Raw genomic sequence first — 17,929 nt, 5'->3', positions numbered from 1 at the left:
AGTTTTGTTTTAATTTTATTTTTTAATCAAAGGTAATTTAATTTTAAAGGATGCACCTTTAAAACTTTCACCTTTATATTTATATCTAACATTTGCAACTTTTATTGAACCTTTTAAATGCTTAATAATTATTTGTTGACTCATAAACAACCCTATACCAGTACCTTGAGCTTTATTTTTAGTTGTAAAATATGGTTCAAATATTTTAGCTATTATTGCTTCATCTATCCCTATTCCATTATCTTTAATTTCAATAACAATCTCTTCATCTTTAATTTTTGTACTTATAAAAATATATTTTTTATTTTCAACTTTATCTAAAGCATCGCTTGCATTAGTTAGTATATTGATTAATACCTGTAATAGCTCGTTTTCCAAAGTAAAAACTTCTATACTTTCTATTTCTTTTATAAAAGTAATATTTTTTTTAGCATTTTGAACTTCAATCAAATCGAAAGCTTTTTTAAATAATTCATCTATTTTAAACTTATTAGCTTCCTTATTTGGTTCAAAAAAGTTTCTAAAATCATCAATAGTTTCAGATAAATATTGTACATGCTTATTAATTCTTTCCATTGCATTGTTTTCTAATTCTGTATTAACTATTCCCATATCTCTTTGGAATTTAATGCCTGTAGTGATTGTTGATATTGTAGAAAGGGGTTGACGCCATTGATGTGCAATATTTCCAATCATCTCACCCATTGCTACCATTTTTGATTGATAGGCTAAGATTCTATCTTTTTTAATATTTTCATCAATTTGTTTTTCAATCTTTTTTGTATACTTAATAAATTTTGATTCTAAAACTTTTGAAATATAAATAAGAATAATAAATAAAAAAACTGTTAAACAAAAACTTATAAACAGTAGTTTTTGTAACTCTTCTTTATTTGTTTTAGATAAGTTTTCTTTTTTCTTTTCTATTTCAGTATAGAAATCATCCATATAAAAGCCTGTTCCAATAACCCACTTCCAATCTTTTATCCCATCAATATAAGTGATTTTTTCAATGCTTCCTATTTTTTCTGGTTTATTCAAGTGTTTATATTGTATGAAATCTGCTTTACTTTTTACTATACTTATCATATTTTCTCTAACTTTATCAACATCTTCACTTATTGGAAAATCTTTTAAATTCATTCCTATATAGTTTTTATCATAATAAGCAAGAAAGTTTCCATCATAATCTAAGGTAAAAATATATCCATTTTTTTTATATCTATATTCACTAATTCTATTAGCTAATTTTTCTTTTAACTCTGCCTCAAAATCTTTTAGATATTCTCCTGTTCCTATAAACCAATTAAAAGGTTCAAACAGCTTGAAATATCCAAGCTTTTCTAACTCTTCATTATCTCCTTTTGGTTTTGTCCAATACCATGTATAATATGTTGAGTTAGTTTTTTTTAATATTTCATTCATCTCTTGAATTAAGTAAGTACCTTTTTTATCTTGATACTTCCATAAATCATTATCTTCTAAATTAGGCTCAATAGGATGTAATATATTTTTTCCATTCCTAGAAAATATGAATAAATAACCTCTATCATCATTAAAACGTATCTGTCTTAAAGCATCTTTTATAAGTTTTTTTATTTCTTCTTTACTTTTATCCAAATTATTTTCATAAATAGAAAAAGCAATTTTATAGCCATTTTCTACTTGTTCTTTTAACTTCTCTTTTAATTTAATATTTTGATTGTTTTTTTCATTTATAATATTTTCTTTTGTTCTTTCAATTTGAAATTTTATTAATTCTTTATTGATATTTATATATTTGTTCTCTAAGTTTTTTGACTCTTTTTCAAATTTATTTATATTCTCAAAATATAAATAAAACGTCAGAATTCCTGAGATTAGGAGAGTAAGTAATACTGGTAAATATTTAATTATATTAAGTATTTCTTTTTCATTTGTTTTCATATTTACTCTTTAATTAAAGCATAGGGTTAAACTTAATTATATCATTTTAAATATATTTATTCCTTAATCCTAGCTTTAATAATTATGACAAGTTAACTATTACCTCATCATTTATTACATCAAATTCTACTTTTGACCCCTCACTTATTTTATCTTCTAAAATCAAGTCAGCAAGTCTATCTTCAACTATTTCATAAATTGCTCGTTTAAGTGGTCTTGCACCATATACTGGGTCAAAACCAGCTTTTGCTATATAAGCTTTTGCATTTTGTGTTAATGAAATACTTATATCTTTTTGCTCTACTTTTACTTTAATAGTATTAAACATAATATCAACAATATTTGTAATAGCATCAAGTCTTAATTGTTCAAAAATAATGATATCATCAAGTCTATTTAAAAACTCAGGTTTAAAGTATGCTTTTAAATCATTTAACACTTCTTTTCTTCTATTTTCTTTATCATCTATTTCAATAATCTTAGCACTACCTATATTTGAAGTTAAGATAATAATAGTATTTTTAAAATCAACTGTAACACCTTTATTATCAGTTAATCTTCCATCATCTAAAACTTGAAGTAATATATTAAATACATCAGGATGTGCTTTTTCTATTTCATCAAAGAGTATTACAGAATAAGGTTTTCTTCTAACTGCTTCAGTTAACTGTCCACCCTCATCATATCCCACATATCCTGGAGCTGCACCAATTAGTCTAGAAACTGCATGTTTCTCCATATACTCACTCATATCAAATCTAATTAGTGATTTTGCATCATCAAACAAAAATTTTGCTAATGTTTTTGCAGCTTCTGTTTTACCAACACCAGTAGGTCCTAAAAACATAAAAGAGCCAATAGGACGAGAGTCTTCACTTAATCCTGCTTTATTTCTTTTAATTGCTCTAGATATTGCTTTTAGTGCTTCATCTTGCCCTATTACATCTTCTTTCAATACAGATTCAACTTTTAAGACTTTTTGTTTTTCAGAATCCATCATCTTATTAACTGGAATTCCTGTCCATCTAGAAACAATATTTGCAATAGCATCTTCATCAACAGAGTTTCTTAAAAGTGTTCCTTGCTCTTGCATTCTATTCCATTTAGCTTCATTCTCTTTGATTTTTTCTTCTAAGCTTGGTATTTCACCATACTCAATAGAAGCTGCTTCTTCAAATTTTGATTCTCTTTTAGCTCTCTCTGCTTTTGTTTTAAGTTCATCAATTTTCGTTTTTAATGTACTTGTAGCATTAAAAGTCTCTTTTTCATTTTGAAATCTTGTTTCTAAGTTTTGTTTCTCTTCACTAAAATTTGCAAGCTCTTTTTCTATCTCTTCTAATCTTTGATCATTTTTCTTTGATTTTTCCATTTTAAGAGCTTCTTTCTCTACATTAATAGTTTGAATCTCTCTTTTTAATGTTGAAAGAACTGTTGGCTCTGACTCTATTTGCATTTTAAGTTCAGCTGCTGCTTCATCAATTAAATCAATTGCTTTATCAGGTAAAAATCTATCTGTTATATATCTATGTGATAATTTTGCAGCTGATATTAGTGCTGAGTCATTAATAGTTACATTATGATGAGTTTCAAGTTTCTCTTTTATACCTCTTAATATTTGTAAAGCTTCATTTACACTTGGTTCATCTACATTTACAGGTTGAAATCTTCTTTGCATTGCTGTATCTTTTTCAAAATACTTTCTATACTCTTTTAATGTCGTTGCACCAATAGTATGAAGTTCACCTCGAGCTAAACTTGGTTTTAAAATATTTGCTGCATCCATAGACCCCTCAGATGCACCTGCACCTATAATTGTATGAATTTCATCAATAAATAGAATTATATTTCCTGCTTTTTTTACTTCATCAATTACAGATTTTAATCTATCTTCAAATTCACCTCTATATTTTGCACCAGCTATTAATGCACTCATATCAAGAGTAATTACTTTTTTATTTAATAAAGAAGTAGGAACATCTTTGTTTACTATTCTTTGTGCTAAACCTTCTGCAATTGCAGTTTTACCAGTTCCAGGCTCCCCTAATAGTATTGGATTATTTTTTGTTTTTCTAATAAGAATTTGCATCATTCTATTAATTTGCTCATCTCTTCCAATTACTGGATCAAGTTCTCCATCAATAGCCATTTTATTTAAATCAATTCCATATTTACCTAAAGCTTCTAAGTTTTCATCAGCACTTGCAGAATCAATTGTACTTCCAGCTCTCATGGCTTCAAGCTCTTTTGCTGCTTCTCTTAAATCTATATACTTTCCTAATACTTCTTTTAACTCTATTGAGTCAAAATTTGCAATAAGCCAAGAATCAATTGCAATAAACTTATCTCCTAGTTTTGCTGCAACACCTTCTGCTTTTTCTAAACTTTGAGCTAAGTTTCTTGATAATTTTATATTCTCTTTTGTTACAGATGATACTGCTGGAAGTTTTTGAGCATATGACTTTGCTTCTAAAACTATAGCTGCTTTATCTATATTCATTTTATTTAATAGTTGGTTTAATACTGAATTTGTATTTGTTAATAAAGCCCATAAAAGATGTATAACTTCTACTTCTTGATTTTTATTATGTAATGATAATGCAACAGACGAATCTATTGTCTCACTTAGTTGATTTGTTAATTTTTCAAAAATTTTATTCATTTAGCACTCCTTATATTTAACTGCTAATAAAATTATAGCACCTTGAGTGGATGTTTGTCAAGTACTTTTTATATAAATTCAAATGTTATAATAAAAAAAATCAAAAGGCATTGTATGTTATGTGGTATAGATGAAGCTGGAAGAGGTCCAATTGCAGGTCCTTTAGTAGTTGCTGGAGTTGTAATTAAAAATGAAATTAAAGGCTTGAATGACTCAAAAGTTTTAAGTGAAAAGAAAAGAGAAGCTTTATTTCCAGAAATTATTGAGAATTCTTCTTATCACATAGTCTTTACAGATGCAAAAACTATAGATGAAAAAGGATTAAGTACTTGTTTGAAAGATTCAATTAATGAAATTATGTCCAAACTTAAAAAAGAAGCAGACGAATTTTTAATGGATGGAAACACTTCTTTTGGAATACAAACACTAAATCATAAAATAAAAGCAGATGCAACCGTTCAAGAAGTAAGTGCTGCTTCAATACTTGCAAAAGTTAGCCGAGATAAATATATGTGTGAAATAGCAGCAAACTATCCTTTATACAATTTTCATAAACATAAAGGATATGGAACAAAAGCTCATGTTGAACTTATAAAAGAGCATGGAAGATGTGATGAACATAGACACACTTTTAGATTAAAAGCTTTAGGTGAAGATATTGAAGTTATAAAAAAAGGTACTCAAAAAAGTTTATTTTAAATCTAAACTTTTAAGGAATACTCTTTGGTAAAACAAGCTTAAAGCATGCACCTTTTGAGATTTCTCCTAAATACTTAAACTTTACATTACGTACTTCAATTTGTCCAAGTAGATGTTTTGTAATGATTTCATGACTCATATATAAACCAATACCCGTACCTTGAGCTTTATGCTTAGTAGTAAAATAAGGCTCAAATATTTTTAATAAGTTTTCTTCTTTTATTCCTAAAGCATTATCTTTAATAGAAATTATACACTTATCATTTTCTTCATACACATCTATTATTATGCATTTCTTCCTATTATCAAAAGTACTTAAAGCATCTACACTATTGCTTACTATATTAAGTAAACATTGTAGAAGTTCATTTTCATAACTATCAATATTACAATTATCAATATTTAATACTAAGTTTATATCTTCTTTTTTTATTTGTGCTTGATAAAAATAAATTGCATTTTCAAGTACTTTTTTAATATTTACCTTTGCTCTGACTTTATCTTTTGATAAAAAGCCACTAAAGTCATCAATTGTTTGAGATAAATACATCCCACTTTTTATAATATTGTCCATTGCATAATCTATATCTTCATCTTTAATAGGCACAATATTTTTTGAAACTTTTAAACCACTTGCAACTGTTGTTATAATAGATAAAGGCTGTCGCCATTGATGTGCAATATTTTCTAACATTTCACCCATTGCAGCTTGTCTTGATTGTTGAATAAATAAATCTTTTTGTTTTAAAACTTCTAGCTCTAGTAATTTACGCTCATTTATATCTTGATGAATTCCAACTATCAAAGATGGATTTCCCTCTTTATCTCTTGATACAATAGCTCCATTACTATAAATCCATTTATAAGTGCCATCTTTAGTGAGCATTCTAAATTCAGTCTCATATCTAATACTTTCATCTTTATTATGTTTTTGTAATGCTTCATTTATTAAGATGATATCTTCTTCATGTATTAATGTAAAAATATCTGATATTTGGTTTATTTCTTCTTTTGTATATCCAATTATTGAAGCCCAAACATCATTTATACTATTTTTATTAGTTTTAGGATTCCAACTCCAAACTCCTACATTTGCACTTGAAATAGTAAGATTTAAAAGATTTTCAGCCTCTTTTCTTCTTTTTATCTCCATGCTTAGTTTCTTGTTTATTAAAAGTATTATCAAAATAACTAATATTGAAACTGTCAAAACACCTATTAAAGAATCAAAATAGCTTTTTTCATATTTTATTGAAAGCCATTTATTTAAAATAGTTTGCTTTCTATCTTTTGGAATTGAGAGTATTGCTTTATTAAAAATAGACTTTAATAAAGGTTCATCATTTCTACTTGCAATTCCAAGTTGCCACTTTTCATCAAATTTTCCTGCAATTTTAAGTTTCCCTGCAAAATCTCTTTGTATTTGATAATCCATAATATATAAAGTACCTATAAAACCAAAATACTTACCATCTTCTAAATTTTTAAGTCCATTTACTATATTGTCTTCATGAAAAAGATTTATTTTTGGATACTTTTTTTTAATTATTTCAGCATAAGCATAATCTTTTACAATACCAATCTTTTTACCATTAAGAAAGTTAATATCTTCAATAAATAATTCTTGAATTTGTGTAGTTAAGACTAAAGGAATATCAAAATAAGGTTTTGTAAAATCTAAATATTCAAGTCTTGAGGCTGTTGGCATTATTAAAGAGAAAATATCACATTTTCTTTGTTTTCCAAACTCTAAAGATTCACTCCAAGAATCAGTTTTAACCAATTTTATTTCTGTTTTTATATACTCTTCTAAAAGTTTGATATAGTCAGCTGTCATTCCTATATGCTTTCCATCTTCAATTTTTTCATAAGGCATCCAAGAAGGGTCAATACAAAGATTTAATGATTTTTTATTTATTAAATACTCTTTTTCTACTTGTGTTAATGAAATATTATCTGAAAATAAAAAAGCAGGAAAAATAAAAAGCAGCAAAAAGAAAGTTTTAATCATTATTCTCCAAAATCATATTATTAGTTTTATTCTTATTTTATCAATAGTTATATAAAAAAGTGTATATATTATATTCTATACATTCAACTATTTCTTAAAAAAAATTTGATAAAATCAATTATCAATAAAAAAGGAAAAAAAATGCAAATTAATGTATCACCTGAAGTAATATTATCTCAACTTGGTTATTCAAAAAGTGATTCTTCATTACAACAAGCAGAAAAAATGATTTCATCTACAAACAATTTTGATAAATTTTCAAAACACATTTTTTCACTAAATGATCATTTAAAAAAAATGAACGCATATGTAGGATTATCAAATAAAACAGACTATTTAAAAATTAAATGTGATGAAAATGATGCTGATGAAGTATTAGAAGGATTTCATGATGAAGTATCACACTGGGCTGATAAGTACAATGTAAAACTTCAACAATTAGATAAAAAACCTATTTACTATATTTTAGGAACTGTTTAAAATATTTTTTTATAACTATGACAATAAGGCACCTTTTGGTGTCTTTCATAGTAATCTTGATGGTAATCTTCGGCTTCATAAAAAGGAACCATCTCATATAGAGATGTAGCTACTTTATATCCTTTAGTTTTTAACTCTTCAACAATTTTTTCACACTCTTGTTTTTCACTATTATTTCCATAAAAAACTGCAGATAAATATTGACTTCCAATATCTGGACCTTGACCATTTACTTGTGTAAAATCATGTATTTCAAAGAAAAGTTTTAAAAGTGTTTCATAAGAAACAATTGACTCATCATACTCGATTTTTACTACTTCTAAATGACCTGTTTGTCCTGTACATATTTGCTCGTAACTAGGATTTAAAGTCTCACCTCCCATATAACCAGAAATTGCTGAAATAACACCTTTTAATTTCTCAAAGTGGTATTCCACACCCCAAAAACATCCTGCTGCAAAATATGCTTGTTTAATTGCCATAAATTCGACCTTTATTAACTTTCTAATTTGGAAAAGATTGTTTTTATTAAAAAATATAAACCCCTTAATATAGGAATTTAAAAAATTTAAAACTAGTGTTGTGACCCAATCTGTGACCCATTTTATTCTTGAAATCATTATAGGATATATACACTTAACATTCTAATACATAATATTTCTTAACAGTTTTTCTATTTAGATTACAAACTCTACTTATAGATGCAATTGTAACTTTCACATTTCGGTTTTTCAATTCAATAATTGTATCTAACACTTTTCTTTGATTATCTTCTTGAATTTTAATTTGATAGATTTTTTTTGCTTCTAATAATTGATTCTTGTTTTTTTCTTTATCCCTATTTTCTACTGTTCTAAAAGCTGATTGTCTTTGTCTTAATTTAGTTTCATTATCATAATTTTCTTTTGACAAATTTTTCATCTTTGGAAAATTCATAATACCCTCATCAATATCTTTTTTGTTAATCTTTGTACCAAATCTAATTTTCCCACTTTGCCAGTATTTAAATACAGACTTTGATATTTGATTAATCTCACTATTTTCTAATCCGACTTCATGTGTTTGATTTATATCATTTAAATATCTAACAATGTCAATTTGTGTTAATGCTTTCTGACCTTTAGCAAATCTCATTCCATATTCAAATAGTTTAAAATTTCTTTGCCCTTGAATTAGGTCTTCTTCTTTTACTTTAACAGTAGTTCTAGAAACTTTATTTCTATACTCAATTTTTGGAATAAGCTCCTTAAAATCTGATAACTCATAGTTTATTTGTTTTGAATAATAGTAAGGATGTAAAAGTGGATTTCTCCAAACACCATGAAGTCTATGTGATGCTATTTCATCGCACTTTAAAAGCTTAGTTATAGCTCTTTTTATATCAAGTAGATATTTTAAAGCTTTTGCTTGATGTGTGTATATATGATTCTTTAAATGATATCCAAAATGAAAACCTTTTTGAGTTTCCAAAATATAGGTTGGTTCTAATCCTATCTTTTCTGATATAAATTCAAAGAAGCCATCAATATTTTTAAAATATTCCTTTGCAGTTTTATCTTTCATATTATCGATATCGAAAATCATTAATGAGATTCTTTCGCTTGTATTAAAATTAATAAACTTACATTTATCAAGTGCTATAACTGTTTGATACTCAAAAACATTTGATAAATGCTTTTCATTACCACCTTTTATTTTTGGAGGTAAGTTCTTAATTAAAAGCTCTTTTAGCTCTTCTCGTTCAGTTTTATGTTGTTGTAGTGTTGTCATTTTGGTTACTCCTTGTGACTTTGGAGTAACCCTTGAAGGATTAGAAAAGATTTATTTCATATATTGTTTATATGTAATAAGAACAAGATTTCAAAAAAGTTTAATTATGAAAAAGAATTTTGAAATTTGTCCATTGTAGATGGTCTAACTGTATTACTTCCTCCTAACCTTTTAATATTGAAGAAAATATTAGTAATACATGAGATATTTATAGATATAAATAGAAATTGTGAATTTTGGATATAAAATCCAAAAAAAGGAATATTGAATTGATAAATCAATAATTAAAAATTCTTCTTAACTTTTTAAATTTATATTTCATAACAGAAGAAAAACTTTTATATCTTTCTCTTTTCAAGTTACCTTTCTCATTAGTTCAGCTTTTTTTCTCACTTCATTTTATTAGATTGATTTCCTGACACAAAAATAAAATATTCATACTTCTCATTTCTATTTTTTTCTAAGTAAAAACCTAAACATTACAATCTATAAAAAGCCCGATGAACTAACGAGAGTGAAAAATTTTTGAAAAGAAAAAGAGATAAGTTTTTTAACTTCTTCAAATTAAAAAAAGAAGAAAAAAGACAAACCCTCAAAATCTTCAAAAATGAAATTATTTTTTAAAGGATACAAGATGACAAGAGAAGAGATTTTAAATGAGTTTAAAAATGTAGAGGGGATTAATGAAGCTAAAAAGATTTATAAATCATTAGCTAAAAGATTACACCCTGATATGGTTGGAGGAGATACAGAGAGTTTTAAAATATTAAATTCTGTTTATACAGATTTAATTGAACATAAAATTTATTTTTCTAGTGATATTAAAATTGATATAGAGCTTGAAAAGATTATAAGTTTAATATTACATTTTGAAAATATTGTTATTGAGCTTGTGGGGTCTTGGATATGGGTTTCAGGAGATACTAAAGAAATAAAAGAAAAATTAAAAGAGCTTGGTTTCAAATGGGCTTCTAAAAAAAAGATGTGGTACTTTGGAGAAATGAAAGGTAGAAATCATAAAGAAAAAAGTTTAGATGAAATTAAGTCTAAGTACGGCTGTGAAACTTTGAAGAAAAATCAAAAAAGAAATATAGCTAGTTAATTACTAGCTATTTAATAAAGGGGATAAAATGGAATTAGTAATTGTATTTATAGTAGTATTTTTTTTAATAGCATTTATGCTAAGTTTTTTGATAAGTATAAATAGTTCTGATGACGATTTATACTTTTGGTTGGTTTGGTTATTATTTTTTGATGATGACGATGACAAGTAGCTAATTATTGCTACTTGAAAAAACATCTTTATTTAAAATATAGAAAAAGTCATTTCTTTTAGTAAGTAGTTTTTTACTATTTTGAAGAGATAAAATAGATTTAGTTAAACCATTCCTACTTATATCTAAATTTTCAGCAATGACTTCTCTTTCATTATTGTTAAAGAAAATATTATTCTCTTGGTCACTTATTTTTAATAGTTCTAATAATACATTTAGTTCATTTTTTGTTAAATTTTTTAGTTTATCTAAGTCTTTAATTTGTGTCATAATTTACTCCTTTTTTGTTGATTTAAATTATTATACTTATATATAAAAATTAATCTACTGCTTTTTTAATAATCTTGAATTCTTTTTTAATTTGTACGACTTAAATAATAATCAGTTATCGATTCTCTTTTGTGATTTAGTTCTGAACTAACTTGAAGTTTTGCTTCTTTTTCTGATATACCGTTTCTAATTTTTTCTTCAAACTTGTCACGAGCCGAAGTAAAACGGAAGTCATGTGAACTAATACTATATTTCTGTAAATCTTTATAATAGGTACTTTTATCAATTAAATTTTCACTATTATTTAAAATTTTTTGTTCAAGCTCAAAACTTATATGCTTAGCTTCATATATATGATTACCTTTTCCAACTAAATTACTAACAATTCCATCATCTATATATGAAGATGGATTTTTAAGTAATTCATAGGCTTCTGCTTGACGAATACTAAGTTCATATTGGGTTTGTGCAAGTAGTCCTGATATTTGTCTATCTTCATATAAATTTGATATTACAGAATCTACATTATCTATATATCTATTTTCAATTATAATTTCTACTTGGTCTTTGATAATAGATACTCTATTATCAAAGTAGTTTTTATCTTCTAGATTTAAAGGAATATGTATATTTTTTTGCTCTAAGCCTTTTAACATACTTGAAAAACCACGAAGATAATTCTCTTGTGTTTTTATAGCTAAGTCTTCAAGTCTGTTTTCAAAGAACTTATCTAAATTATCTTTTGTGAATAAATTATTTAATTTTCCATCAAGATTTTCAGATTCAAAATAATTGCTTACATCTTTTAAATACATTTCTCTTTTCTCAGCAAGCTTATCACTATGGGTAAGGTTATCATTTTTACCAATTCTTCCAACACCAAATGCTTCCAATCTATGAAAGCCATCTTTACATTGTTTGGCAAAATTTCCACCCTTTAAATTAGCCATCATTTAAGTCCATTTTGTTTATAAAATTTTTCAATTGTTCCTCTTGAAACTTTTACTCTATGATTTGTATAGAGATAATTAACAATTGATAAACTTCCTGAACCATTTTTTTTTAATTCTAAAATAGTATTAGCATACTTTTTGATATGTTGGTTTTTGATATTTTCAAAATTGATAAGACTTTTATTTTTTAGTGATTCTTTTTGTATCTCTACTAAAATAAAAAATCCATTCATAATTTGATTTTTTGACAATGTTTGATTTTCTAAATATTTCAAATATCTTTTTGCAAAGTTTTCAAAATCATCTATATTTTTAAATCCTAATATTTTTGAATAATAAGCTTTTTTCTTTTGACTAAACATTTTATAACTCCTGTACTGGTTTAAATATGAAACCCTTAAAGAGTATGTGTTTTTTATTTTATTTCTTAACTGAGGTTTAGACCTGTAATTTATTTAAGAGACAATATTACGAAATGTCGAAAAGCAATGACGAGTGTCATAAGGCAAGTAATGAGTAGAAATAAGTGAACTTGATATTAACTGTAGCAGTAAGTTTGGCAAGTAGTTAAATTTTCAAGTGTTGTCAGTTTTTAGAGTGTTTTTATACAAAATTTATCAAAAATAGACACCGCTAAGTGCCTATTCATTGATATATCTTTTCATATATGCGATTTCCGCATCGCTTCCTATCTCTATTGTCAAAAATAGACAATAGAGATAAGGAAGCTCCCTCTCGTGTTAATCATAAAAACAAAAAATATAGTGCCACCTATATTTCTTTTAATAATGTGTTAGCTTAACATTAGTAAAAAGCTTTTTGTATTTATGATTGCAGTAGTAATCGAATCTACTATCACAATAATTGTAAGTATGATTGATTTTTTATCCATTGTAGCTCCTAGTAAAAATAATTATAGCCCTTAAGGCTTATACTATTGTTATAGGATTACACATCATTAGCTATAAGTTTTCTTAGCTAAGATGCTTTAATTAATGACATATTTTAATATTTCATAATAATTTAACTTAATTCTTATTGTAATTACTTTTTAGTTCTAATAAATGAATTATTGATTCTATTTTTGGCAGGATCAATTCCATTTATGGAATTGTTAGTGCAAAAAATAGTTAATCAAGTATTTTATTGTCGATACATATCAATTTGTTTCATTGAGCCATCTAAGTTACATCTATATTTACTCAAGTATTTTATTTTTACTCCAAAATCATTTTCAACAGAAAAACTAATTTGTTCAACTATTGTATTATCATCAATCATAATAGTTTTATTATCTCCAAAACTATTAAAACTATAAGAACTTTTATTTAAAGCATACTCCCTATTTATTAATGTACCTTTATCAAAACATTCTGATGAAAGCTTTTCTAAATCATTATACTTTTTATAATTTTCTTTATATTCAATATTTTCTTTATAATATTTTGATAAAGCTTTATAAGCTTTATAATTCTTATATATATCATTTTTAGGGATAGTCATAATCGATTCTTCAATTTCTAAAATTTTTTTATCTTCATTATTACTTGTTAAAAGTAAAAGTATGAATACTAGGACAACTGATAATATTGAAGATATAACTATTGTTCTCTTAAAAGTCATTCCAACTTTATTCTCATCTACTTCTAAATTTATCTGATTAATTTCTTGTTCTTTAATAACACCATCATTAATGATTTTATTGTTACCTAAACAATCATCACAGATTTGTTTGTCCTTAATTAAATGAGTTGTTTTAACTACATTACATTTACTACATAATCCCACATTTACTCCTTTATTTACAGATTTTGTAATTGAATTTATTACATTAATTAAAACAAGGTTTTAAAATCTGTTTGCAAATGACTATTCTTATCATTCAGATGGAATATATTATTATCTAACTACTAATATTTTCATCATCTTTTTTAATTATTACCTTAAATAAATTATGCCAATGAGTTGCTTGTCCCATCATATTTGAATACATAAAACTATCTTTTTTAATACCTTCACCACTTGTATTATTGAAAAAATCTATTTCAAATAAAGGATTAGTTGTATTATTAACAACTATTCGCAGTGATATTCTTTTCATATTTTCAAATTCACTCCTATCTGCAGTAAATCCTCCAATTACTGCTCCAACACCACCTAAAAGAAGGCCTCCTAATAATGCTCGACCTGCAACACTACTTTTTGACATTTTAGATATGCTTACACCATTTTCTATTATTTCTGACTCGAGAATATCTGAATATGTATATATATTTGTTAAATATTTCCCTTTAGTTAGAGAATCTTCATGTAGTAAACATATTTTGTGATTTTTTTCATCTAATGCAATATATTTCATTGTGTTATTATCTAGATATTCTTGTGTTATCTGAAAATCTTTATTTTTCAATACTTCTTCTCTTAATATTATTAAACTACCTGAGGCTGAAGAATCATTTGCATTCATTGAAACAATGAAGAAAAGAACACCTATCCCTATAAATATCGCTATTAATTCCATAAAATTCCTTTTTTCTTAAAATCTAAAAAATCTAATAATCTACATCTTCATTAACATACTTCTTAAATAATATTTATAATGATTAGATATAATATCTAGTTATTATTTAAACAATACTTTTATTATTTTAATATAAACTAATATTTCAGAAGGCAAAAGGAATTTTATGGAAATAGAAAATATTACTAATAAAAAAAAATGTAAAATATGTGGTAGGGAGAAGCCTTTTAAAGATTTTTATCCTATAAAAAGCGGAAAATATGGGATTGATTCAAAATGTAAAAAGTGTGATAATTTAAGAGGACAAGATAGAAGACAAAGTGTAGATGGCTTAATAAAAGAAATATATAAAAGTCAAAGAAACTATGCTGAAAAAAACAATACTGCATTATCTTATTCTCGAGAAGACTTTATTGAATGGATTGAAAAGCAAGAAGAGTTTGAATTTCTTTATAAAGATTGGCAAAATAATAACTATGAGAAAATGTTTACCCCCTCTTGTTATCGAATTGATTCAGAAATTAAAAATTCTTATTCCTTAGAAAATCTTGGTATAGCAATATGGAAAGACATTCAAATAAAAAGAGGTCAAGATATTAAAGAGGGTAGAGATAATCGTATCAATAAGTCAGTTCTTCAATATACAAAAGAGGGGAAATTTATAAAAAGGTATCATTCTTCGGCAGAAGCAGAACGGTATTTACAAGAGCAAAATAATGATTCAAAAAGATATAGTATAGGAATAATAAATTGTAAGAATGGTAAAGCAAAATCTGCATATGGTTTTAAATGGAGAGAAGACTCAATACCAACAAAAAAAATACTCTATGGAAAAAAAATTAAGTTAAAGCACTTAAATAATTATTTAATTAAAGATATTGAAAATATTTTAAGTAAAGAGATTCCTATATCTACAGAAAAAGAAGAAACAATTAAATGTAGAATAGGACAAGGTAAATTTAGAGATGAATTAATTAAATATTGGGGTGCTTGTGCGGTTTCCTTATTTGATAAAATTGAATTATTAATGGCTTCTCATATCAAACCGTGGAGAGATTCTACAAATAAAGAAAGATTAGATATTTATAACGGATTACTATTAACTCCTAATTTAGATAAAGTTTTTGATAAAGGACTTATTTCCTTTGATATTAAGGGAAATATACTTATTTCAGAAAGTTTTAAAAATTATAACTTATTTGGAATAAATGAAAATATGAAAATTAAAATAGAAGAAGAACACAAGAAATATTTAAAATATCATCAAAAAAATATTTTTAAATAGAATTCAGAGCACAATTTATTGCACTCTAGGATTCCATTTAAAGAATTATATTTATATCTAAATCTAGATTTGGCTCACCATATTTTTCTGTATACAATCTTTTAATTTCCTCAAAACCCTCTTCTATATGAAAATCAATTTCATTTATTCTTCTTTTTGCATTTAATAGTTCTAAATCTTCTTTAAAGTATGTATTAACCGTTATATCGTCTTTGAATTTTTTGGCTGTATGACCTATTAGTTTTTTTAGATAAATAAGTTCTTTCAATGATGCTTTTTCTTCCATTTCATCATCACTCTCTACTATAATAGATTTAATAAATTTTGCTATAAAATGGCTTCGTAATCCATGAAAACTGAATCTATAATTAGGCAAGTCTTTATAGTTTTCTTTTATATACTCTTTTATTTCATCATTAAAGGACCTTTGAAAATCTTTCCGCTTAGAGTCTTTATTCCTATTTAAATCAAATAAATCATCGGTATTTATACTTTTTCTATTTTTTACATAAGTTAAAAATCCGAGTTCAATTAAATTATTATGAATTGGAGTTCGTCTTATTGATGATGAGTTTTTAATAGATTGGTTCTCATAGTCTGTAATACAGAAATCAATAAAATAAACTGATTCATCTTTTATAATCTTTTTTTGAATATCTTTTATTTGTAGTTGTGCAAGTTCTTCTGCTCTTGCTCCTGTATATATTCCAAGAAGAACAGACCAATAAATATGAGGACGAGAATTTGTATGTTTTGTAAAGTTTCTCGAAGCTGTACCAGTCCTAATTCCTTTTTTATCCTTGTATCTATTAAGTAAAAATCCATTTATATATTCAGACTGTAAAGGTATCAATACTTGTTTATCATTAAAAGATAAATCATCTGAATTTAAATTTGATTTTGTAATAGTTAATATTTTACTCCATCTCTCACAATTTAAATCTTTATATTTATCTTCTGAAATTTTTAAGAACTTTAAAAAATCTTTAATAACATCTGCTTTAGAATTTATGCCTGAAAGTAAATTTTTCTCTACTCCTAATTTTTTAGCTGTAAAAATAGTATAAATAACACCTTGAACTCTCCATTTTTTCATAAAAGGATAATCTTTAGTAAGTGTCATTTTTGGTAAATCAATAAGTAAAGCCTTAACAGCTTTAATATCACTTACGGATGCAGTTAATATTGTTTTTTCTGTTAGATAATGTTTTTTATCATTAATTTCTACATAAAAAGCTTTATCTCCTAACATCATCTGTTTAAATTGTATTAGAGCAATCTCTTTGCTTCTATATGTACTTGGATTATTAATATAGTCAGATAAAAAAGTTTCAATTAGATAATCCCAATTATCAGTTTTATCTTCATTTTGATGTTTTATATTATCAATTAAAGTTTTTAGTTGAGGATGATTACTTAATAAATCTAAGATATTATCTTCGGATTTAGAATTAGAAATTTTAGTATCTTCAAATTTGTTAAGATAATTTCTTTTATCTTGAAGTAGAATTTCTCTTTCTTTTTTTATTAGTGCTTCTTCAAAATCACTCTTCTCTTTTATATCAAGATAATCTATTTTTAATATTTCTTCTTTTGTAATAATATTTTGCCTATTCAATATCTCTCTTGCCTTTTGGGAAATTAAAGGTTTATTATTAGAATCATAAGCATCTTTTAAAATGTTAATCTCTCTATCTAATGCTTCAACAGTATGACCTGCCCATGTTCTACTATTTTCATCAACATAACTAAGAGCATTAAATCTCATATCTTCAACTTCTCTAATTCTTGTATTTAATTGATTTGAATAATCGTTAGATATATTATTAGCTTCATTTTCATATCTACTGATAAGTTCACTTGTAAATTGTATTAATTCTTTCAAAGTTAGATTTTCCTTGTTAAAACAATAAATTTCTAAATTGTTATTTATGTAGTTAGTAATAGTAAAAAGATTACTTTGTAGTATAGTATTATAGTAAACTTGTTTTCCAAGTAATTTTTTCAATGATATTTTAAAGTAAATATCCTTATTGTTCTTAGTGTATTGAGCATTTATCCTTTTTCTAAAGTACCAAGAG

16 protein-coding genes are annotated in these 17,929 nt (G+C 25.4%); 5 read left to right on the top strand and 11 right to left on the bottom strand.

Annotated features, from left to right (window positions below; all coding sequences use genetic code 11):
* Positions 1–15: 15 nt before the first annotated feature.
* Complete coding sequence (locus GBG18_RS01750) at positions 16–1,926, bottom strand: sensor histidine kinase (RefSeq protein WP_152187821.1); 1,911 nt, start codon at positions 1,924–1,926, stop codon at positions 16–18.
* Between the two features lie 82 nt (positions 1,927–2,008).
* A complete protein-coding gene (locus GBG18_RS01745; RefSeq protein WP_152187819.1) occupies positions 2,009–4,585 on the bottom strand; it encodes an ATP-dependent Clp protease ATP-binding subunit in 2,577 nt (858 codons plus the stop codon).
* A 114-nt stretch (positions 4,586–4,699) separates the two neighbouring features.
* Between GBG18_RS01745 and rnhB the strand changes: the two genes are divergently transcribed.
* Positions 4,700–5,284, top strand: coding sequence for a ribonuclease HII (rnhB, locus tag GBG18_RS01740; RefSeq protein ID WP_152187817.1), 585 nt, complete (start codon positions 4,700–4,702; stop codon positions 5,282–5,284).
* Positions 5,285–5,294: 10 nt separating this feature from the next.
* Here the strand turns inward: rnhB and GBG18_RS01735 are convergent, their stop codons facing one another.
* Positions 5,295–7,295: a PAS domain-containing protein gene (locus GBG18_RS01735; protein WP_152187815.1), complete on the bottom strand. Its 2,001-nt coding sequence runs from the start codon at positions 7,293–7,295 to the stop codon at positions 5,295–5,297.
* Positions 7,296–7,436: 141 nt separating this feature from the next.
* Between GBG18_RS01735 and GBG18_RS01730 the strand changes: the two genes are divergently transcribed.
* A complete protein-coding gene (locus GBG18_RS01730; protein WP_152187813.1) occupies positions 7,437–7,775 on the top strand; it encodes a hypothetical protein in 339 nt (112 codons plus the stop codon).
* Here GBG18_RS01730 and msrA read toward each other — a convergent pair.
* Positions 7,772–8,257 carry a peptide-methionine (S)-S-oxide reductase MsrA gene (gene msrA / locus GBG18_RS01725; protein WP_152187811.1) on the bottom strand — a complete coding sequence of 162 codons (486 nt, stop codon included), beginning with the start codon at positions 8,255–8,257 and terminating at the stop codon, positions 7,772–7,774. The genes GBG18_RS01730 and msrA overlap by 4 nt on opposite strands.
* Before the next feature lie 154 nt (positions 8,258–8,411).
* Positions 8,412–9,545: a replication initiation protein gene (locus tag GBG18_RS01720; RefSeq protein ID WP_152187809.1), complete on the bottom strand. Its 1,134-nt coding sequence runs from the start codon at positions 9,543–9,545 to the stop codon at positions 8,412–8,414.
* Positions 9,546–10,179: 634 nt separating this feature from the next.
* Between GBG18_RS01720 and GBG18_RS01715 the strand changes: the two genes are divergently transcribed.
* Both GBG18_RS01715 and GBG18_RS15265 read left to right on the top strand, forming a co-directional pair.
* A complete protein-coding gene (locus GBG18_RS01715) occupies positions 10,180–10,647 on the top strand; it encodes a hypothetical protein (protein ID WP_152187807.1) in 468 nt (155 codons plus the stop codon).
* 28 nt (positions 10,648–10,675) lie between these two features.
* Positions 10,676–10,819 carry a hypothetical protein gene (locus tag GBG18_RS15265; RefSeq protein WP_193311048.1) on the top strand — a complete coding sequence of 48 codons (144 nt, stop codon included), beginning with the start codon at positions 10,676–10,678 and terminating at the stop codon, positions 10,817–10,819.
* Here the strand turns inward: GBG18_RS15265 and GBG18_RS01710 are convergent, their stop codons facing one another.
* The 5 genes from GBG18_RS01710 to GBG18_RS01690 form a co-directional block, all read right to left on the bottom strand.
* Positions 10,820–11,089 carry a hypothetical protein gene (locus tag GBG18_RS01710; protein WP_152187806.1) on the bottom strand — a complete coding sequence of 90 codons (270 nt, stop codon included), beginning with the start codon at positions 11,087–11,089 and terminating at the stop codon, positions 10,820–10,822.
* An 86-nt stretch (positions 11,090–11,175) separates the two neighbouring features.
* Positions 11,176–12,042, bottom strand: coding sequence for a hypothetical protein (locus tag GBG18_RS01705; RefSeq protein WP_152187804.1), 867 nt, complete (start codon positions 12,040–12,042; stop codon positions 11,176–11,178).
* A complete protein-coding gene (locus GBG18_RS01700) occupies positions 12,039–12,404 on the bottom strand; it encodes a hypothetical protein (protein WP_152187802.1) in 366 nt (121 codons plus the stop codon). Before GBG18_RS01700 ends, GBG18_RS01705 begins: the two co-directional genes overlap by 4 nt.
* A 781-nt stretch (positions 12,405–13,185) precedes the next feature.
* The gene (locus GBG18_RS01695) at positions 13,186–13,830 is read right to left on the bottom strand and encodes a hypothetical protein (RefSeq protein ID WP_152187801.1); all 645 of its coding nucleotides are present in this window, start codon (positions 13,828–13,830) and stop codon (positions 13,186–13,188) included.
* A 115-nt stretch (positions 13,831–13,945) separates the two neighbouring features.
* The gene (locus tag GBG18_RS01690; protein WP_152187799.1) at positions 13,946–14,563 is read right to left on the bottom strand and encodes a hypothetical protein; all 618 of its coding nucleotides are present in this window, start codon (positions 14,561–14,563) and stop codon (positions 13,946–13,948) included.
* A gap of 166 nt (positions 14,564–14,729) precedes the next feature.
* On the opposite strand from GBG18_RS01690, the gene GBG18_RS01685 reads away from it, so the two are divergent.
* Positions 14,730–15,848: an HNH endonuclease gene (locus GBG18_RS01685; protein ID WP_152187797.1), complete on the top strand. Its 1,119-nt coding sequence runs from the start codon at positions 14,730–14,732 to the stop codon at positions 15,846–15,848.
* A gap of 37 nt (positions 15,849–15,885) precedes the next feature.
* On the opposite strand, the gene GBG18_RS01680 is transcribed toward GBG18_RS01685, so the two are convergent.
* Positions 15,886–17,733, bottom strand: a complete 1,848-nt coding sequence (locus GBG18_RS01680; RefSeq protein WP_193311047.1) for a site-specific integrase — start codon at positions 17,731–17,733, stop codon at positions 15,886–15,888.
* Positions 17,734–17,929: the final 196 nt, after the last annotated feature.

Origin of the sequence: Poseidonibacter ostreae, from assembly GCF_009208075.1 — a bacterium.
In the GTDB taxonomy this organism is placed as follows: domain Bacteria; phylum Campylobacterota; class Campylobacteria; order Campylobacterales; family Arcobacteraceae; genus Poseidonibacter; species Poseidonibacter ostreae.
This window is presented reverse-complemented; position numbering and strand designations above follow the sequence as displayed.

Bases quoted from the DNA above. Each gene is read 5' to 3' on its own strand.
- GBG18_RS01750 (WP_152187821.1), bottom strand. From the start codon at position 1,926: ATGAAAACAAATGAAAAAGAAATACTTAATATAATTAAATATTTACCA.
- GBG18_RS01745 (WP_152187819.1), bottom strand. From the start codon at position 4,585: ATGAATAAAATTTTTGAAAAATTAACAAATCAACTAAGTGAGACAATA.
- rnhB (WP_152187817.1), top strand. From the start codon at position 4,700: ATGTTATGTGGTATAGATGAAGCTGGAAGAGGTCCAATTGCAGGTCCT.
- GBG18_RS01735 (WP_152187815.1), bottom strand. From the start codon at position 7,295: ATGATTAAAACTTTCTTTTTGCTGCTTTTTATTTTTCCTGCTTTTTTA.
- GBG18_RS01730 (WP_152187813.1), top strand. From the start codon at position 7,437: ATGCAAATTAATGTATCACCTGAAGTAATATTATCTCAACTTGGTTAT.
- msrA (WP_152187811.1), bottom strand. From the start codon at position 8,257: ATGGCAATTAAACAAGCATATTTTGCAGCAGGATGTTTTTGGGGTGTG.
- GBG18_RS01720 (WP_152187809.1), bottom strand. From the start codon at position 9,545: ATGACAACACTACAACAACATAAAACTGAACGAGAAGAGCTAAAAGAG.
- GBG18_RS01715 (WP_152187807.1), top strand. From the start codon at position 10,180: ATGACAAGAGAAGAGATTTTAAATGAGTTTAAAAATGTAGAGGGGATT.
- GBG18_RS15265 (WP_193311048.1), top strand. From the start codon at position 10,676: ATGGAATTAGTAATTGTATTTATAGTAGTATTTTTTTTAATAGCATTT.
- GBG18_RS01710 (WP_152187806.1), bottom strand. From the start codon at position 11,089: ATGACACAAATTAAAGACTTAGATAAACTAAAAAATTTAACAAAAAAT.
- GBG18_RS01705 (WP_152187804.1), bottom strand. From the start codon at position 12,042: ATGATGGCTAATTTAAAGGGTGGAAATTTTGCCAAACAATGTAAAGAT.
- GBG18_RS01700 (WP_152187802.1), bottom strand. From the start codon at position 12,404: ATGTTTAGTCAAAAGAAAAAAGCTTATTATTCAAAAATATTAGGATTT.
- GBG18_RS01690 (WP_152187799.1), bottom strand. From the start codon at position 14,563: ATGGAATTAATAGCGATATTTATAGGGATAGGTGTTCTTTTCTTCATT.
- GBG18_RS01685 (WP_152187797.1), top strand. From the start codon at position 14,730: ATGGAAATAGAAAATATTACTAATAAAAAAAAATGTAAAATATGTGGT.